Below are 20,210 nucleotides of genomic sequence, written 5' to 3'. Positions count from 1 at the left end.
TGAACGACGGCAACAGGGGCTCAGCCGGCCTTGCGCGGGCGCCCGGGCCTGCCGGCAAGCCAGGCGGGGCGGCGGGCACCGGGCCGCAGGAAGCCCTGGCTGATGACCACTGGCTGGGCCAGTGCCAGGTAATCCCTTGTGGCGATCTGCATGGCCTCGGTATGGCTGCCTGCGGCGAAGGTGATTTCCGGTTGTTCCGCAAGGGTTTCGCTGCAGTAGGCCGTCATCCCGAAGAGGTTGCCGAAGGGGGGCATGGCCCCGACTTCGCAGTCCGGGAAGCGGTCGGTGAAGTCCGCTTCATCCGCCAGTTCCACGAAGTCCGTATTGAGGACCTCCATCATCCGGTCCCAGCGGATCCGGAAGCTGGCTGGCATCACCAGCATGGCCATGCGTCCGTCCAGCTCGATGATGACCGTCTTGGCCACCTGGTCACCGGGCACGTTGCAGTGATGGGCAAGGGACTGGGCAGTGAATCCGGGGGGATGGCTCAGGCACCGGTACTCGGCACCATGGGCTTTCAGGTGTTCAATCAGGGTCTGTACGGGCATGGCAACACCTCCTGGCATGGGGTTGTGACCCATGGATCCGGGGATCCTGATCTCAGGCTAGACCAACCCCGCCGGAGGTGTCCCGCAAAAAGGTTACATTTTGTACAATCAGCCCGCGGGCTGGTAGTGGTGCACATCCCGCTGCGGGTAGGGAATGGTGATGCCGTTCTGGTCGAAGGCCACCTTGATCTGTTCAAGCATGTGCCAGTAGCAGAGCCAGAGGTCATCCCCATTGGCCCAGATGCGGACCTTGAGGTCCACCGAGCTGTCACCGAGATCGCCCACCACGATCATCGGCTCCGGATCACGCAGGATGCGTTCATCCGTTGCCAGGGTCTTCTGGATAACCTCGCGGGCCTTCTGGATGTCATCGGTGTAGCTGATACCGATGGTCATATCCACACGGCGGTTCGGGTAGGCGCTGTAATTGGTCAGGCTGGCGTTGGAGAGCGACGCATTGGGCATCACCACCTGGCGGTTGTCGAAAGTGTCCACCACGGTGTACAGGATCTGGATTTCCTTGACCGTGCCCAGAAAGCCCTGGGCCTCGATGACGTCGCCAACCTTGAATGGCTTGAAGATGAGGATGAGCACACCGCCGGCGAAGTTCGCGAGGCTGCCCTGCAGGGCCAGGCCGACGGCCAGGCCGGCGGCACCAAGGACGGCAATGAAGGAGGTCGTCGCGATACCGACCATGGAGGCGACGGAGATCAGCAGGATGATCTTGAACAGGATGGAAACCAGACCGGTCACAAAACGCCCGAGGGTTGGATCCTTGGCGGTCAGTTTCCTGTCGAGGGCGGTGACGAACCGGTTGATCAGCCACAGGCCGACGACCAGCGTGATGACAGCCAGCAGCAGCTGCGGCAGGTAGTTCATGGCCATGCCTGCGGCCATGGATGTCAGCTCCTGGAGCTGCTCCGTATCCGGGATCATGCTTTCCATTCAGGCGCTCCTTATGGATGCTTGTTCTGTCAGTGGTTGCGTGTTGGCGTCCACGGCCCACTCAATCAGTTCGTCGAATCCGCCCTGTTTCAGGACACGGCCATCGCGCTGGTTGAGCTGGTAATCGTACATCGGATCGTAATAATCCGTCAGCAGCGTCCGGATCCAGTCACGGTGGCGGTCCAGGTCGCCGGACTGCCACTGTTGCGACAGGGCTTCCTGCATCACCGCTTCCAGCTGCTGGTGGCGCAGTCCCCCCAGGCGCTTGCGGATACGGCCGAGTGCGTCCAACAGAAAACCACGGAAGGCTTCAAAGCCAGTGTCCGTTCCGTCGCGGTCCATGAAGGCTCTGCTCATATCGATGACGTAGTCCTCCAGGATGTTTTCGACACGGGTTGCCAGTGGCTGTTCGAGCACCATCCGGGGGGATTCGCCCAGACGCTTCTGCAGTGGTACGGGCAGTACGCGCCGGCCGATCAGTCGCCCTTCATCCTCCACGTGGATGGGGCCGCCACGGGCGTGGGCCTGGTGGAGTGCCGTGGCGACGGCGTTCTCGAAGCTGGCCTGGGTGGGCTGGGCCGTGAGCGTGCGCCCGAAGCTGGAGCCCCGGTGTGCGGCCAGTCCTTCCAGGTCCACGGGGTTGGGAAGCTGGTGGAGCAGCCGTGTCTTGCCGGTACCGGTGCGTCCGGCGACCACCAGCAGGGGCAGCCCGGGGATCCGGTTTTCGATCAGCTCATCCAGCACGAAGCGCCGCAGTGACTTGTAGCCCCCTTCAACCCGGGGGATGGTGACACCGGCCTCATGCAGCCACTGCTGCACGATCCGGGAACGCAGGCCACCCCTGGAGCAGTAAAGGCGGGCCTCCGGGTGGCGGTTAGCGAAGTCCACCCACTGGGCAATCCTGGCCTCGCGCACCTGGCCTCCGACCAGTTCATGGCCGAGCTCGATGGCGGCGTTCTGACCGGCTTCCTTGTAACGGATGCCCACCTGCTGGCGCTCGGAGTCGGTCATGAGAGGCAGGTTGTGCGCGTTGGGCAATGTACTCTCGGCGAACTCCACGGGCGCGCGCACGTCCAGAAGCGGGCGCCCTTCGCGCAGCAGTTCGGCATAGTCGTCGGTAAGCGGGAGTTCGGAGGCCACGGTGATGATTCCGTTGTTGCAGTGAGTGCACAGTCTAACCCAGCTCCCGGCGCTTTACGCTACCCGGAGGGCCGGCTAGTATGCGCTGCCATGGACAAGCGCCCTCTCGATACCCTGTTGCAGCGCAGCCTGCCACGTGCCCGGACCTGCTGGAGCCGGCCCGCCGGCTGCCCGGGGATCGAGCTCTGTCTGTTTGATCCCGACTGCCTGGAGGGCCCGCTCAGCCACGAGGAGGCGCAACTGGTTGTGGCCGAGCCTGCCTACTGGTCGTTCTGCTGGGCCAGTGGCCAGGTGATGGCCCAGTGGCTGCTGGACAATCCGGAGCGCGTCGCCGGGCGGCGGGTGCTGGATTTCGGGTGTGGTTCCGGGATTGTGGCCATTGCCGCTGCCATGGCGGGCGCCCGTGAGGTCGTTGCAGCGGATCTTGATCCGGACGCGCTTGTGGCCACTGACATCAATGCCCGCCGCAACGGCGTGACGGTGACGCTGGCCGGGGACTGGCGCGAGGAGGCCCCCCCCGAAGTGCTTCTGGCCGCTGATGTACTCTATGATCCGGAGAACCGGCCCATGCTGTGGGATTTCCAGGCGGGTGCGGATGCGGTTCTGATGGCGGATTCGCGGCTTCGGCATCTGGGCAATGAGGATTACCGGCTGATCACCACGGTGGAAGGGCGGACCTGGCCGGACCTCAACGAATTCGAGGAGTTCAACCGGGTAAGGCTGTACTGGGCTCCGGGGGTCGGGCTGGACGGCGCTGCATAAAAAAGGGATGGCCGTGGCCATCCCTCAAACTGGCGAAACGCTTTCCGACGAAAGCGGTGGGCATCCTGCCCGCTTTCCACCTCCTGTGAGTCTGTCTCCGGCCCTCCCTGGCCAGCCGGCGTCCGAGCCGGCCTTCTGGTTCAGCGTCCCTCAAGCATTACATCCCTTTATTCCATGCTTCCCCTCAGTTCCTCTGAGGAAACCATCCCTGTAGCGTCCTTTCCCTGTCGTCCGCTGACAGTTGAAACAATACCAACTCAGGGGCAGTTGTTGAGTGGGTCAAGACCGCCGGGCTGCCCGCTTCCAGTCACCTGTTTCATTAAAATCGTTCATAATCAGAATCATGAAAAGTCAATTCAGGTGAAATAGGTTGTTTCCGACGTAACAGAACAACCATTTCCTACATCAGTGTAGGAAATCTCTTACACGCTTAATGGCAGAATGCTGACATCGGCATGGCCACGGGCAGCAGTCGGCATTCAGGTCTATAGTGGGGGTATTCCCGCAAACCGATGTCGGATTACCCGCAATGAGCAAACTCAAGGCCCTGGTGGTGGACGATGCCAGCTTCGTAAGGGACCTGGTCAGGCGGACCATGCGTTCCCAGTTCCCCTCCATAGAACTCCATGAGGCGGCGGACGGGCGCAAGGCCCAGACGCTGATGGGGCGTGAACGTTTTGATCTGATCCTGTGCGACTGGGAGATGCCCGAGATGTCGGGGCTGGAGCTTCTCCAGTGGGCACGGGGCCACAGCCACTATGGTGAGACGCCCTTTGTGATGGTGACCAGCCGTGGTGACAAGGAGCATGTGGTTGAAGCCATCCGCGAGGGGGTTTCCGATTACCTCGGCAAACCCTTCAGCCCGGAATCCCTTGGGAAGAAGGTGCGCAAGGTGCTGGGCAGTCAGCTCGGCGATGATGGTCAGAAGGCATCAGCCTCCAGTGATGCCTTCCGCCAGTCCGCGGATCTTCTGACCGGTGGTGGCCGGTCCCAGAAAAAGGAAACCCCGCCACCGGCCGGGGAAGCCCCGGTTGAGAGCGGTAACGCCCCACTGCCACAGACCGGTAAGCCGGCCGGCGGGGCCCGTGGCAGGGAGGCCACCATGGTTGATCTGCGCTTCTCTCAGGCAACGCTGCGAGGGGTGCTGCGGGCGGTTACCCTGAATGACGTCCGGGTCAGCGCCAGGCGTGATGACGCCATGCCGCAGATTCTGGAGCAGGCGGTGGTGGACGTGGATCTGGGAGACAGGATGGCGCGGCTGAACGGCTACGTCTATCAGCTCCAGGCCCAGGAAAAAGACCCGGATACGAAGTTCGTCCAGGTGGTGGTGCGGTTCGTGGATGATGACCCCCAGAAGCTGGAGGATCTGAGCCACTTCATTGCCCGTTTTCAGGGATGATGCGGTTGGCGGGCAGATGGCAGCGGAAGGTACTGCCACTGTTGGGGGTGCTGTCGATGCTCAGGTACCCGTCGTGGTTGTAGAGGATGTGCTTGACGATGGCGAGGCCCAGTCCGGTCCCGCCTGTTTCCTTGCTGCGGCTGGGGTCGGCACGGTAGAAGCGTTCCGTGAGCCGCGGGATGTGTTCCGGGTCGATGCCCGGCCCGTCATCCGCAACGCTGACTGAAATGCCTTCGGAGCCGGCGCTGTAATCAATGCGGATATGGCCGCCGCCAGGGGTGTATTTCACCGCGTTGAAGATGATGTTCGAGAAGGCGCTGCGCAGCTGTTCCGCGTCCCCGCGGATGCTGCGGTTGTCACCGATGCGCAGTTCGATCTCGTGTTCCTGGTCGCCGCTCAGGGCCATGGCGTCCTGCTGGATCTGGCGCAGCAGATCCGCTGGCCTGCATTCCGCGTCGCCGGTGTTGCGGTCGCTGGTCTCCAGCCGGGAGAGCAGCAGCAGATCCGTGATCAGCGCCTCCATGCGGTTGGCCTGGTGGCGCATGGCGTCCATCGGGCGCTGCCAGCCGGAAGGCATGCGGTCGGTCTGCTCGGCGAGCGTTTCCAGGTAGCCGCTCAGCACCGTCAGGGGCGTACGCATCTCGTGGGAGACGTTGCTGACGAAATCTCGCCGCATTTTCTCCAGCTGGTAGAGCCGTGTCACATCCTTGATGGTGATGAGCCGGTCGTCCTCGCCGAACAGGTTGATCTCGATCTGCAGTCGTGTGCGCGGACGGGCCGGGGACTCGATCTCCAGCGGCTCCGCGTACGCCTTGGCTTCGAAGTAGCTGCGGAATTCCGGAGTACGGATCAGGTTGTGGATGTATTCGCCCTGGTCCTGGGTGCTGTTGAAACCACACAGGTTTTCCGCCGCCTGGTTCCACCATTCCATGGCGCCGGCGGCATCGGTCATCACAACGCCGTCACGCAGGGCGTTGGTGGATTCCCGGATCCGGTTGATCATGCTCTGCAGTCGGTCGCGGGCCCGCAGGTGGCGTTTCTGGAGGCGGTAGATGTCGTCAAGGACCTCGCCCCAGAGCCCGGGGGCTTCGGGGGGTTCGGCCTCCTGGTTGCTGCGCTCGAGCCAACGGTGAAGGCGGTTCAACTGATGCAGCATCCAGCCGGCATAGAAGGCCAGTGTCAGCGCGAGCACCAGGGTGGGGCGGCCGAGCAGCCAGCCCGCCAGCAGGGACGCTGTCAAGAGCAGGGCCAGCCGGCGCAGGTGTTTTTTGAGGCCTGTACTCATTGGATCCCTGGTGGCTCACTGTTGGCGCGTTGAGAACCGGTACCCGGCACCCCGGACCGTCTGAACGAGTTTTCCGTGGGCTTCGCCCAGGACCTTGCGCAGGCGGCGTATGTGCACGTCCACCGTGCGTTCCTCCACGTAGATCCCGGCTCCCCAGACCTGGTCGAGCAGCTGCTCCCGGGTGTAGACCCGGTCCGGATGGGTCATGAAGAACTGCAGCAGGCGGTATTCAGTGGGCCCGATGGTGACAGGTTCGCCGTCGATGGTCACCCAGTGACCGACGGGGTCCAGGTGGATGCCGCCGATTTCCACCGGTGTATCCAGGCCGGGCGGTGTGGAGCGTCGCAGCACCGCCTTGAGCCGGGCCACCATTTCCCGCGGCGAGAAGGGCTTGGTGATGTAGTCGTCCGCGCCCACCTCGAGCCCCTGCACCCGGTTGTCTTCCTCGGTTCTGGCGGTAAGCATGATGATGGGGATCTCGGCGGTGCCTTCGTCGCGCTTCAGGCGCCGGGCAAGGTCAATGCCGGAGGTCCCGGGCAGCATCCAGTCGAGGATGATCAGGTCCGGGCGCTCATCCACGATCAGGCTGTGCGCCTGGCGGGCATCGCCGGCCTCGAGGTAGTGATAGCCCGCCATTTCCAGTGCCACGGCGATCATCTCGCGGATGGAGGCTTCATCATCAACAATCAGGACGGTTTTCTCAGCCATGGAAGTCACGTCTTTCGATGGGGTTACGGCACCATTACACCGTCCCAGTGTGACAGTTTCATGACAGCGCCAGATCCAGTGCCAGCCCGAGGAACACCGCGAAGCCGGCCCAGTTGTTGTTCAGGAAGGCCCGAAAGCAGTTTTCACGCTCCCGGCCCTGGATCAGCCACTGCTGGTAGCCGAAAAGTCCGCCCATGGCGAGAACGCCCAGTATGAAGAGCACGCCCAGGCTGGTCTGGACGCCCACCAGCAGGAGTGTGAGCAGGGTCGTGACCTGGAGGGTGCCCACGGCGGCCCGGTCCATGTCTCCGAAGAGTACGGCCGTGGACTTGATGCCGATCTTCAGGTCGTCATCCCGGTCCACCATGGCGTAGAGGGTGTCGTAGGCCACGGTCCAGACCAGGTTGGCGATATAGAGCAGCCAGGCAATGCGGGTGACCTCGCCGGCCTCCGCTGCCCAGGCCATGGGAATGGCCCATGAGAAGGCCGCCCCGAGTACGATCTGGGGAAGGTGCGTGTAACGCTTCATGAACGGATAGATGAAGGCCAGGGCCACGCCGCCGAAGGACAGCCAGAGCGTGAGACGGTTGGTGAAGAACACCACCATCAGGAAAGACACCAGGCAGAGAGTCAGAAACAGGGCGATGGCCTCGCCAGGGCGCACGCGGCCGGTGGCGAGGGGGCGTTCGCGGGTGCGTTTGACGTGGCCGTCGAGGTTGCGGTCGGCGAAGTCGTTGATGACGCAGCCGGCGGCGCGCATGAAAAAGACCCCGAGGGTGAAGATCACCAGGTTGGCCAGGCTCGGGATACCGTCGGCGGCCAGCCAGAGTGCCCACCAGGTGGGCCAGAGCAGGAGCAGACTGCCGATGGGCCGGTTGATCCGCATCAGCTGTATGAAATCCGGCAGGCGCTCACGCGCCCGGTCCAGTGCAGGCTGCAGGCGTGTCGTCGTCATGGTTCCCTGTCCGTTGCGGCCCGTGACTAGAGTGGTCGGAGGCTGTCCCCGTGGGTCGGGTGACGGCGTACGGCCTGGTCCCTGATGTCGTCCCACAGAGGAGGCAGGAAGCACTCCGTGACCAGCAGGGTACCTTGGCCGCGGCGGAAACGCGAGCGTCGCGCCGGGTACTGGGTGGCATGCCCGGGCGGCTGCGCCTGACCGCAGGTGAATGCCTCACGGGACCAGGGGTGGCGGCCGAAAAGCGCGGAGCCCAGCGGGCGGTTCCCCAGGTGGCGAAGGCGACGGTTCGGGCCTTCGAGACAGTGCAGCGGGATGACCGTGCGCGCCTGGACCCATGGGGTGTCGTCGCCGATCAGCTGAACCTCCCGAATCCACGCCTTCTGGCGGGCTGGAAGGCCGAGTTCCCTGGCTTCGTCCGCTTTCGGAAGGCGATAACCCTCGCGCAGCACGCGCACCCGGAAACCGTGACGCGTAAAACCACGCAGCAGCCGTGTCAGGGAACCACGGTGCCGGACCACCCGGCGCTGGTCCCGGGGCAGCCAGTGCCAGGGGCGCGGGCGAAACCCCATGGTGGTTCCCTCCATCAGCTTACAGGCCCCGGACCGCGTAGATGCCGGGTGCGTTGCGCCAGTAGCCCTGGTAGTCCATGCCGTAGCCGAACAGGTAACGGTCCGGGGTCTGCAGGCCGATGAAATCCGCCTCGAAACCGGGCTGGCTCTTGCGGTCGTGATGTTTTTCCACCAGTGCCAGTGTCCAGACCCGTTCCGCGCCTTCGGTCTGGCAGGCCTCGGTCAGCGCGGCCAGGGTGTCGCCCTCGTCGAGGATGTCGTCAACGATCAGCACCGTGCGTCCGCTCAGCCGGGTCTGCGGGTGAACCTTCCATTCCAGTTCCCCGCCGGTGGTATTGCCCCGGTAGCGGGAGAGCTGGGCGTAGTCCAGCTGCAATGGAAAGGCCAGACGGGGCAGAAGCTGGCCCGCAACCACCAGACCGCCGTTCATGATGCAGAGGATGAGTGGATCCTGGTCGCCGATGGTGGCGGTGACCTCGCTGGCTAGTCGATCCATGGCCTCACTGACCTGGCCTTCCGTGTAGATGCAGTCGGCCTCGTCGAAAACCTGTTGCATTTCAGCTGTGTTCAGGGACATGGCTGGACGTGCTCTCCGCGGTCAGGGGTGGATTTGAGAGGCGCGAGTATAACGCCGCGGGCCCCGATTGTCCCGATTCTGACACTGTCGGGTGTAATCCGGGGGTAGTGTTTGGTTAGAATGCGCTCCATGTTTGTCATTCGTTAAGGAGTAGGCCATGAAAAAGTGGCAGTGCGTAGTCTGTGGATTCATCTACGACGAAGCGGAAGGCTGGCCCGAGGATGGCATTGAGCCGGGCACCCGCTGGGAGGACGTGCCCGAGGACTGGACCTGCCCGGACTGTGGTGTGGGCAAGGAAGACTTCGAGATGGTCGAGATCGACTGAGCCCGCCCATGAGCCAGAATCAGACCCTGCCCATCGTCATCATTGGAACCGGACTGTCCGGTTATACCCTGGCCCGGGAGTTGCGCAAGCTCGATACGGAAACTCCGCTGGTATTAGTCACGGCCGACGATGGGCGCAGCTATTCCAAGCCCATGCTCTCCAACGGCTTTGCCAAGGGCAAGGCCGCCGACGAGCTGGCCCAGGCGGATGCGGATACCCAGGCTGAGGCGCTCAATGCGCGCATCATGACCCATACCCGGATTGAGGCCATTGATCCGGAAGCCGGCCGGATTACCACGGGCGCCGGAACACTCGACTATGGCCGTCTGATCCTGGCCTGGGGCGCGAATCCCGTCCGTATTCCACTCGAAGGCGATGGCATGGACGCCCTCTATCAGGTGAATGACCTCACGGACTATGGCCACTTCCGTGAGGGTGTGGCCGGCGCGCGCCGGGTCGTGATCCTGGGGGGTGGTCTGATCGGCTGTGAGTTCGCCAATGACCTGATCAACGGTGGCTTCGAGGTGGAGGTTGTCGCCCCGGATCCGCGGGTTCTTCCGGCGCTGCTGCCGGAAGCCGCATCGGAGGCGGTACGGGCCGGGCTGGAAGAGGCCGGGGTCCGGTTCCACCTGCAACACAGTGCCAGAGCGGTACATCGAACCAGTGAGGGTGTCAGCGTCACCCTGGATGACGGGCGCGTGATTGAGGCGGATCTGGGGGTGGCGGCCGTGGGCCTGCAACCGCGGACGGAGCTGGCGGCGGCCGCTGGCATCGAGTGCGGCCGGGGCATCCGGGTGAACCAGTATCTGGAGACCAGCGCTCCGGGCGTCTATGCCCTGGGGGATTGCGCCGAGGTCTGCGGGCACGTGCTGCCCTACGTCATGCCGCTGATGGCGGCGGCGCGGGCACTGGCGAAGACCCTTGCGGGTGAGCGTACGCCCGTGCACTACGGCAGCATGCCGGTGACCGTGAAAACGCCCGCCTGCCCGGTGGCCGTGTGCCCGCCACCCGCGGACGCGGCCGGTGAATGGCATGTCGAGGGGGAAGGGCGCAGCCTGCGTGCCCTGTTCCGGTCGGAGAACGGCGATCTGCTGGGCTTCGCGGTCACCGGGGACTGTGCGGGCGAGAAGCAGTCGCTGTCCAGGGAAGTGCCGGCCATTCTGCCGGCCTGAGAATCAGGTTGATAACGGGAGCCGGTGAATGGAAGAGGTAACGCGCAAGCTTGTGGGGCTGCTGGATGTCGCGCCCCTCGGCGACGACCATTTCAGTGGTGAAAGCGATGATCTCGGCTTTCCCAATGTGTTCGGGGGCCAGGTGCTCGGTCAGGGCCTGATGGCCACCAGCCGTACCGTCGAGGGGCGGCTGGCGCACTCCATGCATGCCTATTTCCTGCGCCCTGGCAACCCCCATCGCGGTATCGATTACGAGGTCCAGCGCGTGCGTGATGGTGGCACCTTCAGTGTTCGCAGGGTGATTGCCCGCCAGGATGAGCGCGAGATTCTCACTGCCATGGTCTCCTTCCAGGTGGCAGAGGACGGCTTTGAGCACCAGTTTGATGCACCCACTGCGCCGGATCCGGAAACGCTGACTTCCGAGCAGACGCTGCGGGAACAGGTGCGTGATCTGATCCCGGAGGAACGGCGCGAACAGATGATGAAAGAGCGCGCCATCGACATCCGCCCGGTTGAGCCAGAAGATCCGCTCAGGCCGGAACCCGCGGATCCCTCCCGCCAGAGCTGGTTCCGGGCGCGTGGTCCGCTTCCGGATGATCCTGTCCTGCACCGGGCGATCCTCGCCTATGCCTCGGACTTCGGACTGCTCGCCACGTCCATGCGACCTCACGGGGCCGGGTTCTCAACGCCGGGCATGCAGGTTGCGAGCCTGGATCACGCCATCTGGTTCCATCGTGCCCTGCGCCTCGATGACTGGCTGCTCTACGACATGGACAGTCCCAGTGCGTCTTCCGGACGGGGGATGAACCGGGGCACGCTTTTCAACCGCAGGGGGGAGCTTGTGGCCTCCGTGGCGCAGGAGGCACTGATCCGACAGCGTCAGGGGTGAGTGGCCACCGTTTCAGAGTGTGACGGAGGTTTCATTTCTGTGACAGGCTCCATTATAGTGCGCGTGCGAACAACCATTCGACGTGCCCAGTGGTGATGACTCATGACCCAGCCAGCCGTTCCTGACTCCGCTGCCGACTACCTCTCTTCCGATGCTTCCGCCGCCCGCCTGTTCCGTCTGGGCGTTGGGGCGCTGTTCCTGCTCCTGATCTGGGCCTTCATGCATTTCGGGGGGCTGACCGTTCCGGGCTCTCCGTTGCTGTTGGTGGCCGCGCTTTTCGGTGGCTACATGGCCATGAACATCGGCGCCAACGACGTAGCCAACAACGTCGGGCCGTCGGTGGGTTCCGGGGCCCTGACCATGACCGGGGCCGTGATCATAGCCGCCATCTTCGAGGCCGCGGGTGCCCTGATTGCCGGGGGCGAGGTGATCAGCACCATCAAGGGCGGCATCATCAATCCGGAGATGGTGGGCGACCCCCGCAACTTCATCTGGCTGATGACCGGGGCGGTGCTGGCCGGGGCTATGTGGCTCAACCTTGCCACAGTTATCGGCGCTCCCGTGTCCACTACCCATTCCATTGTGGGCGGGGTGCTCGGTGCGGGGCTGGCCGCGGGCGGGCTGGCCATCGCCAACTGGGGCGTGATGGGCAGTATCGTTGCCTCCTGGGTCATTTCTCCAGTGCTGGGTGGTGTGATTTCCGCAGCCTTTCTTTACCTGGTTAAGCTGACCGTTCTCTACAAACAGGACCGGGTGATGGCGGCCCGTCGTGTCGTGCCCTGGCTGATCGCCATCATGGCCTGGGCCTTCACCACTTACCTGGTCATCAAGGCGCTGCCTGAGATCTGGGACGCCAGCTTCCTGGAAGCTGCGGGCGTGGGCCTGGTGATCGCAACCATCGCCTTTCTGGTGGTGCGGGCCAGCATCGTGGGCCAGGCGGCGACCATGGCGAACTCTCCCGAGGGCGTGAACGGGCTTTTCACCATTCCGCTGATCTTTGCCGCAGCCCTGCTCTCCTTTGCCCATGGCGCCAACGATGTGGCCAATGCCATCGGGCCGGTGGCGGCGATCAACGAGGCGATTACCAGCGGCGACATTGCCGGGCAGGCGCCCATCCCGCTCTGGGTCATGCTGGTGGGGGCACTGGGTCTGGCCGTGGGTCTGGCACTGTTCGGGCCGCGTGTGATCCGGGTGGTTGGCACCGAGATCACGGAGCTGGACAAGACGCGCGCCTACTGCATTGCTCTGGCGGCGGCCATTACCGTGATCATCGCCTCCCAGCTGGGCCTGCCGGTGAGCTCGACCCATATCGCGCTGGGCGCGGTCTTCGGGGTCGGCTTCCTGCGGGAATTCCTCAAGACCAATTACGCCAGCCGTCTGCACGGCATCCTCGAGCATCACAGGGGGGATGACCGGGAGCAGCTGCAGGCGTTCCTGGATGACTTCCGCCGGGCCTCCGTCGAGGAGATGGAGGCCATGATCCGCCAGGCGAAGGCGAAGCAGACGGAAGTGCGCCTGAAGAAGAAGGAGCGCAAGCGGCTGAAGAAAATCTACCAGGAGGAGATGGTCAAGCGCCATCTGATGCTCAAGATCGTGGCCGCCTGGGTGATCACGGTGCCGGCCTCCGGCTTGCTGGCCGCCATGTTCTATTTCACGCTGCGCGGCATCTTCGTCTGATGCATTGCTATACTGGGGCGGGTGAATCCATCCAGTAACCGCCCCAAGCCAGGAGAGATTGATGACAACGCCCACTGAAAGCCGCCAGCAGAAGGTCATTGATGAACTCAGGGGCTTCATCCGCAAGGTCCTGAGCGAACCCACAGTGGCTGCGCGCTGTATGGAGATCGCCCGTGAGCATCGCCAGGAGCGCGACGCCCGGGAACGGATCGCCAGGGAGATCAGTGCCGAGACCATAGTGCGGATTCCAGAGGCCCACAGCGAGGCGGATGAGATCTTCCTGGACGTGATCGAGGATGTACTGGAAGAGGAGCAGGCGCTCTACTGAGCCGCCTGTTCCGTGCCTTCCAGAACCGAGGCAACGGCGGACTCCAGCGCCCGGCGCTCCCCGGCAATACGCTCTTCGCGCGCGATGCCCGACTGCTCCTCCAGCATGTCACTGAGGATGTCATGGGTGGTCAGCGGGTTGGCCAGAACGACCCGGAATACCACGCAGGGGTAGTGGTTGTGCTGGGCCGGCTCCAGCTGGGTCCGTGAGACAAAGGACTTGCCGCGCTCCCGCTGGGTTTTCTGGATGAACCGGGTGATGCGGTTGAGGCTGGCATTGATGCGTTCAGCCGCCGCCTCGTCCGCCTGCTCCAGGGCCGCCTGGGTGCGGGCTGGAGAGTAGCGGTAGGTGAGGATGTTGAGCTCGGGCTCGGTGATCAGCTCGAAATCCTCGTGCTCGCGGATCATGGCCGCAAAGGACTGGGCCTTCTCAATGCCCTGGTCGATCAGGATCTCGTAGCCTTCCCGTCCGATGATGCGCAGCCCGGAATGGATCAGCATGGCCATGCCAGGGCGTGAGCCTTCCAGAGTGGTGCTGCCCAGGTCCTTGGACCCCTTGCGGATGATGTACTGGGCGTGGTGTTCGATCACGCTCACCGAGGCCGGATTGCGGAACAGCACCATGCCCGCGCCCTGCGGCGTGTAGAGCTGCTTGTGGGCGTCAATGGTGACGGAGTCCGCCTTCTCGATGCCCTTGAGCCGGTGCCGGTGCTGGCGGGAGAAAAGTGTGGGCCCGCCCCAGGCCGCATCCACATGGAAGTGGGCCCGGAATTCCTGGGCGATATCCGCCAGGGTTTCCAGTGGATCCACGTGCCCGGTTTCCGTGGTGCCGGCAATGCCCACGATCGACAGAACCTTGATCTTCTGGCGCTGGAGCTCCAGGCAGCGGTCGCGCAGGGCGTCCGGGTCGATGCGGTTATCGGCATCCGTGGCTACGGGGATGAGATTGTCCCGGCCGATCCCGAGCACATCGGCTGCCTTGGTGAGCGAGTAGTGCCCCCTCGAGGAAACGAGCACCGCAGCCCCTTCATGGCCGTAGAAGCGCAGCGCGCGGAACAGGCCCTCTCGGTGAACGCCCCGGAACCCGCCCTCCGGGGGGAAGGCCTGGTTGCGTGCGACCCACAGCGCCGTGAGGTTGGCGATGGTGCCGCCGGAGCACATGGCGCCAAGGGCGTGATGCGGGTCATGCATCCATTGCCGGTACCAGGCGTCCTCGCAGCCATAGACCAGATGGTGGAGCATGCCCAGGACCTGGCGCTCCAGCGGTGTGAAGGCCTTGGAGGTTTCGGTCTTCACCAGGTTCTGGTTGAGCGCGATCATGATCTTGGACAGCGGCAACATGAAATACGGCAGGGCCGAGGTCATGTGCCCCACAAAACTGGGGGATGCCGTGTGGACGGACTGGGAGACCAGCTTGTCCAGAAGGAACTGGGCCTGTTCAGACACGAAAATGGGTTTCTCCGGAACGCGGGGGTCCTGGAAGTCCTTCTCCATTTCGCCCATTTCGCGCTCCAGGGCCACGATGTGGTCCTGGAGGAAGCCGGTCAGGTTCCGGGAGATATCCTGGTCCAGACGGCTGAGCGTCGAGTCCGGGGCCTCCGGAATGGTGAAGATCCGGTACATTGCCTCCAGACTGGCTTGTGCGGTTTTTCTCTGGCCGCTCATGACTGCTTGGGCTCCAGTATGGTTGCAGGGCGTTCGTGTCAGGTGCCCAAACCAGAAAGTATAAGGACTGAGCTTACGCCAGACCAGCACCCGTCGCCTCCGGCGCTTCGTTCGGGTATGTGTCGAATTGCAACCGATGGATTGCGAATCGCGCTGGGCAAGCTATCTTGATGGAGGGTGAAAATCCAGTAACCTGCCATCCATTCAGCGCGGCACAGAGACAGGTATCAGGTCATGAGCGAGTCGAACACGACGACCGGGGAAGATCACGCGGAGCAGTCGGCCGGGGAGCCCACTGGCGACCAGAAGACCGGCCGTGCCAGCCAGGGAAAATCAAGCGGCAAGGGCAAGTCGGGTGGGACGCGCCGCCGTTCAGGCACTGGTGGCCAGAGCAGCACGTCACCGGAGCCCTATATGTACTTTACCGAGAAGGATCTTGACCAGATCCTGTCGAACCTGGATGAGCTCCGGGCCAATGTGTTCCCCAACACCATTACCGGTGCGGCGCCGGACAAGACCGGGCGCAATGATCAGGTCTTCCCGTCCGTATGCCTGATCGGGCTGGGGCGCTGCGGTTCCAACATCGCGCTGGATGTTGCTGCACTGGTGCACAGTGCTCGCACCTATTACCTGCAGGAGCTGAACAGCGAGGAACGGCGCAGCCGCGAGAAGGAAGTGGGCCCGATGCGCTGGATCCGCAACAGCCTCAACCTGCCCACCCCGAACTCGGTGAAACCGGTATTCCTGATCGAGCCCATGGTCATGCTCGGGGATCTGGACAAGGACATTGAGGGCCGTATCCAGCTGACCCACAACAAGGAGGACGACAACTACCTCCTGGATGACTACAACAAGCTCAAGATCATGGATCTTTCCGAGGTGCACGCCGGCGGTGCGGGTAATGCGCCCATCCTCGGCCAGTACCTGGCCAAGATCATCCTCAACAAGGATACCCAGCAGTTCAGCAACGAGGACTGGAAGTTCATCCACTCCTACCTGATCGACTCCTGCGGTATCAAGGCGAACCAGTCGCGGCTCTATTTCTACATCTTTTCCGCCGGTGGTGGCACCGGTTCCGGCATGGCCTCGGAGTTCGGGCTGGCCCAGCAGTACGCCTACATGCGCAAGACCTTCGATCCCAAGCTGGAGGATACTGGCCTCCAGAACCAGGATCACGCCTTCATCTTCGAGCCCATCTTCACCAGCGGGATCTGCATCCTGCCCAACATCCAGGACAACCAGGTGGAGATGTCCGAGGCGCTGCACATCAACGCTGGGCGTCTGCTGTGCAAATACCTCTCCGAGGAGTGGGACTTCTCCTACAACTTCGACACGGAGGAGACGAGCGACGAGAACATGATGAACCGCATCCGGCCCTGGAATGCCATGATGCTGATCTCCAACGACATCATGCGCTACGCGGAGCAGACGGATGACGGCAATATCCAGTACGTGGATGTGAACGCCATGGAGAAGTACGCCAACCAGTACATCTCCCAGCAGATCTTCAACATCCTCACGGCCCAGGCCGTGACCACCGATTACGACGAGGATTACTTCCGTCGTGCCGGCGTGGACATCGGAGAGACCATCCGCCTGGACGCCAACGACCTGTTCATGAGCCTGGCCGGGCCGGTGGCCGTGGCCTATGCGGAGTCCGTGGTACCGACCACGCCCCATGATGTCAGCGACCGTAAGCGCTTTGATGAGGAGTCGCGGCTGGACATCGACGACCTCTTCTACCGCTCCATCGACCTGCCGCACTTCAACAAGGTGACCCAGGCCATCGAGGGCGTGAGCCTGCTGCCGATCGAGTCCGAGCGCTACCGCGAGCGGCTCAAGCGCTTCCGGGATTCCGGCTACAACGCCGAGACCCTGAGCGACCTGCATTTCTTCCAGAACTGCTCGTCCATTGTCTCGATCGTGTCACTGCCCAAGGACTACAAGCTCTCCTATGTGGACCTGAACCGGCTCAAGACACATCTCAACGCGCTCTTCCCGAACACCACCCTCAAGCGCTACGCGCTGGTGATCGGGGCTTCGGCGAACCTCTCGCTGACCACGCTGGTGGTCAAGAGCCCGTGCCTGAGCGATGACTTCCTGACCCTGATCACGGCCTACATCAAGCGCTGTTTCGCCAACGAGAGCGCACGCTTCGATGACACCCTGGATCGCAGCATGCTCCAGTTCATCAAGAACGAGGAGTTTGATGAAGAGCTGGTGGATCAGATGCTCAACGAGTTCGAGAACCCGGCCAAGATCCTCGATACCAACTGGTACGCCATCAAGCCGATGTATGAAAAGAAGTACCGGGAGATGTGCCATGATCGGAGCAACTTCGTTTCGATCAACGACATCCGGCTGAACCGGGACAACATCAAGAAGGCGATCAAGTACCTGCGTGAGATCTACAGGCACCGCATCAGCAAGACCCAGATGATCTCGCTGAACGACGATCTGTAGTCCGGCGGTGGTCCGGAAAATCTTGACCGGTGAGGGTAAAGCTCTGATCAGCCTGAATTAATGGTAATTGCCCTGTTATTGCCTGGGGCGTCAAATGATGTGAAAGTTCGCGGCACATTCCAGATGAGAAGGAAGGTGTCGCTATGAAACGTGAATGGATGATTGGTTTCGCACTTGTTGCAGCGCTGGGCCTTGCCGGTTGCGGTGATGATTCCTCCATGGAGGAAGCGGGCGAGAACATGGAGGAAATGGCCGAGGATACCGCTGACAGCGCCGAGGAAACCACCGAGGACCTGACTGGTACCCAGGAGGACTCCATGGAGCAGGCGGAGGAAACGGCCGAAGAGACCGCCGATGAAATGGGCGAGACGGCCGAGGAAGCCGGTGATGACGTTGAGGAGAGCACGGACCAGTAACCGTGCCTCGATCTCATGGGTTGGAAAAGCCGGGCTTAATGCCCGGCTTTTTTATTGGGCGCCTCTGGGCCGGGCTCGTGGAGGGGGCGTGCAGTTCGTGATCGAGGGACTGGACCCTGTATCCTTCCTCCGTGAATCGCCTCATCCATAGCCGGTCTGCCAGCAGCAGGTGATGAGCGTGCCATGGTGTGCGCGTAGCTGAGCATGTGGCTACAATAACCGCAGATTCTGTCTTCGTACCAGCTGTGCCCACCCCTCTTCGAAGAAAGCCCGGGTATGGGGTTGAGCCAAGTGCTGTTCAAAGGCGCTTTGGTCAAAGAAGTGTTCCCACAGGCTGAAAAAGCCAGGGTTATCGTCGTGTTCATGAATCTCGAACACTATACAGCCGGGTTCCGTCCGCGTGTGCCTTGCCAGGTTCTTGAGGGCTTGCCGTGTGCCTTTCAGGTCCGCTACCGCTTTCAGCTCCACATGCTTGATTACCGCTTTTGCCTGCATTGTCCCCTCAATGAGTTGTGAGTCCACCGTCCACCGGAATCACGGCGCCAGTCATCCAGCTTGCCTGGTGCGAAGCAAGGAAGCATGCGACTGCTGCAATGTCCTCCGGTTGGCCGAGGCGTCCCAGCGGGTACAGCTGGGGTATGGCCTGTTGGAAGCTGATGCGTGCCTGTTCCGGTAACCCCTCCAGGTTCTGGTGGAACTGAGGCGTATCCACAGTCCCCGGAGCTATACCATTGACCCTGATCCCTTCCGGTCCCAGTTCGAAGGCGAGGGCGCCTGTAAGTGCATCAAGGCCTCCCTTGGTCATCGAGTAGGCGGAGGAAGGACGGTCGGGCAACATGCGACGGGCAAAGTAGGATGAGATATTGATGACACAACCACTGCTTTCCCGCAGTTGGGGCAGGAGGTCACGTACCAGCCGATAGGGGGCTAGAAGATTGAGGGCCATATGGGCTTCCAGCGGCCCATCGTCGGTGGCTCCCAGCGTTGAGAACCGGGCCATGCCCGCGTTATTCACCAGGACATCCAGTCTGGTCTCCGTCTCCCGCACGTAATCTGCCACTTGTCGGCAGCCTTCAGGCGTGCTCAGGTCAGCCTGGATATGGTGGGCGGAGGCCGGTTCATCGGAATGATGGCGCCCGACCGTTATGACCCGGGCACCCTGTCTGGAGAAAGCCTGGCTGATGGCGAGGCCGATGCCCTTGGTTCCGCCGGTGACAAGCACGGTCTGTTCACTGAGTTCATTCATTACGATTGCTCCCATATCACTTGGAACAACCGCATCCTCCACCACGTGCGGGACGGGTGCATTAACACAGGTTAAACACAGCACCGCTTGAGTCGCGAAAGCGTGACGTTACTCATTCCAAGGTAGGAAGCCAGGTGGTAATCAGGGATTCGTTCCGCCAATTCCGGATATTGATCCCGGAAACGCTGATAGCGCTCAAGGGCGGAATAGAGGAGAAATTCGTACTCCCGCAGGAATTTTTCCTCCGCCAGCCACTCCGTGAAGGGCAATGCGAACCCGGACCAGGAACCGGCAGCTTCAAGGTGCCGCTTGAACCACGCAAAATCCGCCACCTGGATTGAGCAGTGTTCCAGGCACAGAATACTGAAAAGGCTGGCGGCCTGTCGGGCACTCGGCGCGATGGGCCAGATCAGCTGGCCCTCATGAAAGAACCCCTTGTTGAACTCCCGTCCATCCTGGTCGCAGTAGCAAAGCCTGAGCATACCCTGCTCGATGAGGATCACTTGGTGCCACTGCTCGCCGGCCAGGAGAACGGCCTCCGACTTGTTGAAGTGTTGCGCCGTGAATCCATCCGCTAACCGGTAAAGCAGGGACGGATCAGCATCAGATCCCAGGGTTTGTGTAAGCGCTTCCAGTACCGCCCGGTGTCCCTGCTCTGTTTCTTCAGGGCTGGAACGCACCGTATCGAGTAATTGGACTGACATCCTGTTCTCCTCATCCGGCTATGTCAGGTCCACGAAAGGATTGAATGCAACTTCCCAGTAGTGGCCCTCCGGGTCCTGGAAATACCCCGAGTACCCGCCCCAGAAGACCTCCTCTGCGGGCTTGATGAGGGTGGCGCCGGCTGCGACGGCCTGGGCCAGAACGACATCGACGTCCTCCCGGCTGGGGGCATTATGCGCCAGGGTGACGCTCGCAAAGCCCGGTTCCCCTGTACTGGTGAGCCCGATATCACGGGCCAGTTCCTCCCTCGGGTACAGCGCCAGCCAGGTGCCTTCCAGGCTGAAGAAGGCAACGCCCTCGCTCTCGAATTCGTACCGGGGCAGGCCGAGGCCTTCGTTATAGAAGCGGATCGCCCTGTCGAGGTCGTCAACGCCCAGGGTGATCAGGCTGATCTTCGGTTTCATCGGAATCGATCC

Annotated in this window: 22 protein-coding genes; 9 read left to right on the top strand and 13 right to left on the bottom strand. The window is 62.5% G+C overall.

The features are described 5' to 3' along the window. Positions 1-20: 20 nt before the first annotated feature. The 3 genes from CK501_RS01260 to mnmH form a co-directional block, all read right to left on the bottom strand. A complete protein-coding gene (locus CK501_RS01260) occupies positions 21-548 on the bottom strand; it encodes an aminoacyl-tRNA deacylase (protein ID WP_095615911.1) in 528 nt (175 codons plus the stop codon). A 108-nt stretch (positions 549-656) separates the two neighbouring features. Then, a complete protein-coding gene (locus CK501_RS01255; protein ID WP_095615910.1) occupies positions 657-1,493 on the bottom strand; it encodes a mechanosensitive ion channel family protein in 837 nt (278 codons plus the stop codon). Next, positions 1,494-2,633 carry a tRNA 2-selenouridine(34) synthase MnmH gene (mnmH, locus tag CK501_RS01250; RefSeq protein ID WP_095615909.1) on the bottom strand — a complete coding sequence of 380 codons (1,140 nt, stop codon included), beginning with the start codon at positions 2,631-2,633 and terminating at the stop codon, positions 1,494-1,496. A 90-nt stretch (positions 2,634-2,723) separates the two neighbouring features. On the opposite strand from mnmH, the gene CK501_RS01245 reads away from it, so the two are divergent. Together CK501_RS01245 and CK501_RS01240 are read left to right on the top strand one after the other, a co-directional pair. Further along, positions 2,724-3,395 carry a class I SAM-dependent methyltransferase gene (locus CK501_RS01245; protein ID WP_095615908.1) on the top strand — a complete coding sequence of 224 codons (672 nt, stop codon included), beginning with the start codon at positions 2,724-2,726 and terminating at the stop codon, positions 3,393-3,395. A 529-nt stretch (positions 3,396-3,924) separates the two neighbouring features. Beyond that, a complete protein-coding gene (locus tag CK501_RS01240; RefSeq protein WP_095615907.1) occupies positions 3,925-4,794 on the top strand; it encodes a response regulator in 870 nt (289 codons plus the stop codon). Here CK501_RS01240 and phoR read toward each other — a convergent pair. From phoR to CK501_RS01215, 5 genes are read right to left on the bottom strand one after another with little or no spacing between them, the layout of a single operon-like run. Continuing rightward, complete coding sequence (phoR, locus tag CK501_RS01235) at positions 4,772-6,079, bottom strand: phosphate regulon sensor histidine kinase PhoR (RefSeq protein WP_095615906.1); 1,308 nt, start codon at positions 6,077-6,079, stop codon at positions 4,772-4,774. The two genes, CK501_RS01240 and phoR, sit on opposite strands and share 23 nt — an antisense overlap. A gap of 15 nt (positions 6,080-6,094) precedes the next feature. Beyond that, a complete protein-coding gene (gene phoB, locus CK501_RS01230; RefSeq protein ID WP_095615905.1) occupies positions 6,095-6,787 on the bottom strand; it encodes a phosphate regulon transcriptional regulator PhoB in 693 nt (230 codons plus the stop codon). A 58-nt stretch (positions 6,788-6,845) separates the two neighbouring features. Beyond that, positions 6,846-7,742, bottom strand: a complete 897-nt coding sequence (ubiA, locus tag CK501_RS01225; RefSeq protein ID WP_095615904.1) for a 4-hydroxybenzoate octaprenyltransferase — start codon at positions 7,740-7,742, stop codon at positions 6,846-6,848. 26 nt (positions 7,743-7,768) lie between these two features. Beyond that, positions 7,769-8,314 carry a chorismate--pyruvate lyase family protein gene (locus CK501_RS01220; protein ID WP_158223008.1) on the bottom strand — a complete coding sequence of 182 codons (546 nt, stop codon included), beginning with the start codon at positions 8,312-8,314 and terminating at the stop codon, positions 7,769-7,771. A gap of 19 nt (positions 8,315-8,333) precedes the next feature. Continuing rightward, a complete protein-coding gene (locus CK501_RS01215; protein WP_095615902.1) occupies positions 8,334-8,891 on the bottom strand; it encodes a hypoxanthine-guanine phosphoribosyltransferase in 558 nt (185 codons plus the stop codon). Positions 8,892-9,048: 157 nt separating this feature from the next. On the opposite strand from CK501_RS01215, the gene CK501_RS01210 reads away from it, so the two are divergent. The 5 genes from CK501_RS01210 (at position 9,049) to CK501_RS01190 (ending at position 13,282) form a co-directional block, all read left to right on the top strand. Further along, positions 9,049-9,216: a rubredoxin gene (locus CK501_RS01210; protein WP_077529675.1), complete on the top strand. Its 168-nt coding sequence runs from the start codon at positions 9,049-9,051 to the stop codon at positions 9,214-9,216. Between the two features lie 8 nt (positions 9,217-9,224). Continuing rightward, a complete protein-coding gene (locus CK501_RS01205; RefSeq protein ID WP_095615901.1) occupies positions 9,225-10,388 on the top strand; it encodes an NAD(P)/FAD-dependent oxidoreductase in 1,164 nt (387 codons plus the stop codon). A gap of 28 nt (positions 10,389-10,416) precedes the next feature. Beyond that, positions 10,417-11,277: an acyl-CoA thioesterase gene (locus CK501_RS01200; protein WP_095615900.1), complete on the top strand. Its 861-nt coding sequence runs from the start codon at positions 10,417-10,419 to the stop codon at positions 11,275-11,277. Between the two features lie 102 nt (positions 11,278-11,379). Beyond that, positions 11,380-12,954: an inorganic phosphate transporter gene (locus tag CK501_RS01195; RefSeq protein ID WP_095615899.1), complete on the top strand. Its 1,575-nt coding sequence runs from the start codon at positions 11,380-11,382 to the stop codon at positions 12,952-12,954. Positions 12,955-13,015: 61 nt separating this feature from the next. Next, the gene (locus CK501_RS01190) at positions 13,016-13,282 is read left to right on the top strand and encodes a hypothetical protein (RefSeq protein ID WP_095615898.1); all 267 of its coding nucleotides are present in this window, start codon (positions 13,016-13,018) and stop codon (positions 13,280-13,282) included. Here CK501_RS01190 and panP read toward each other — a convergent pair. Further along, complete coding sequence (gene panP / locus CK501_RS01185; RefSeq protein WP_095615897.1) at positions 13,276-14,946, bottom strand: pyridoxal-dependent aspartate 1-decarboxylase PanP; 1,671 nt, start codon at positions 14,944-14,946, stop codon at positions 13,276-13,278. The genes CK501_RS01190 and panP overlap by 7 nt on opposite strands. Before the next feature lie 234 nt (positions 14,947-15,180). Between panP and CK501_RS01180 the strand changes: the two genes are divergently transcribed. Further along, a complete protein-coding gene (locus CK501_RS01180) occupies positions 15,181-17,409 on the top strand; it encodes a hypothetical protein (RefSeq protein ID WP_095615896.1) in 2,229 nt (742 codons plus the stop codon). 143 nt (positions 17,410-17,552) lie between these two features. After that, positions 17,553-17,825, top strand: coding sequence for a hypothetical protein (locus tag CK501_RS01175; protein ID WP_095615895.1), 273 nt, complete (start codon positions 17,553-17,555; stop codon positions 17,823-17,825). A 210-nt stretch (positions 17,826-18,035) separates the two neighbouring features. Here CK501_RS01175 and CK501_RS17185 read toward each other — a convergent pair whose 3' ends face one another. The 4 genes from CK501_RS17185 to CK501_RS01155 form a co-directional block, all read right to left on the bottom strand. Next, positions 18,036-18,320, bottom strand: a complete 285-nt coding sequence (locus CK501_RS17185; protein WP_095615894.1) for a putative quinol monooxygenase — start codon at positions 18,318-18,320, stop codon at positions 18,036-18,038. Between the two features lie 7 nt (positions 18,321-18,327). Beyond that, positions 18,328-19,071, bottom strand: coding sequence for an SDR family NAD(P)-dependent oxidoreductase (locus CK501_RS01165; protein ID WP_158223007.1), 744 nt, complete (start codon positions 19,069-19,071; stop codon positions 18,328-18,330). 71 nt (positions 19,072-19,142) lie between these two features. Beyond that, on the bottom strand, positions 19,143-19,775 hold the full coding sequence (locus CK501_RS01160) for a Crp/Fnr family transcriptional regulator (RefSeq protein ID WP_095615892.1): 633 nt from the start codon (positions 19,773-19,775) through the stop codon (positions 19,143-19,145). An 18-nt stretch (positions 19,776-19,793) separates the two neighbouring features. Beyond that, complete coding sequence (locus tag CK501_RS01155) at positions 19,794-20,198, bottom strand: VOC family protein (RefSeq protein WP_095615891.1); 405 nt, start codon at positions 20,196-20,198, stop codon at positions 19,794-19,796. Positions 20,199-20,210: the final 12 nt, after the last annotated feature.

This window comes from Halovibrio salipaludis (assembly GCF_002286965.1).
Taxonomy (GTDB): domain Bacteria; phylum Pseudomonadota; class Gammaproteobacteria; order Pseudomonadales; family Oleiphilaceae; genus Halospina; species Halospina salipaludis.
The sequence above is the reverse complement of the archived record's forward strand: the minus strand, read 5'-3'. Positions and strand labels throughout refer to the sequence as shown.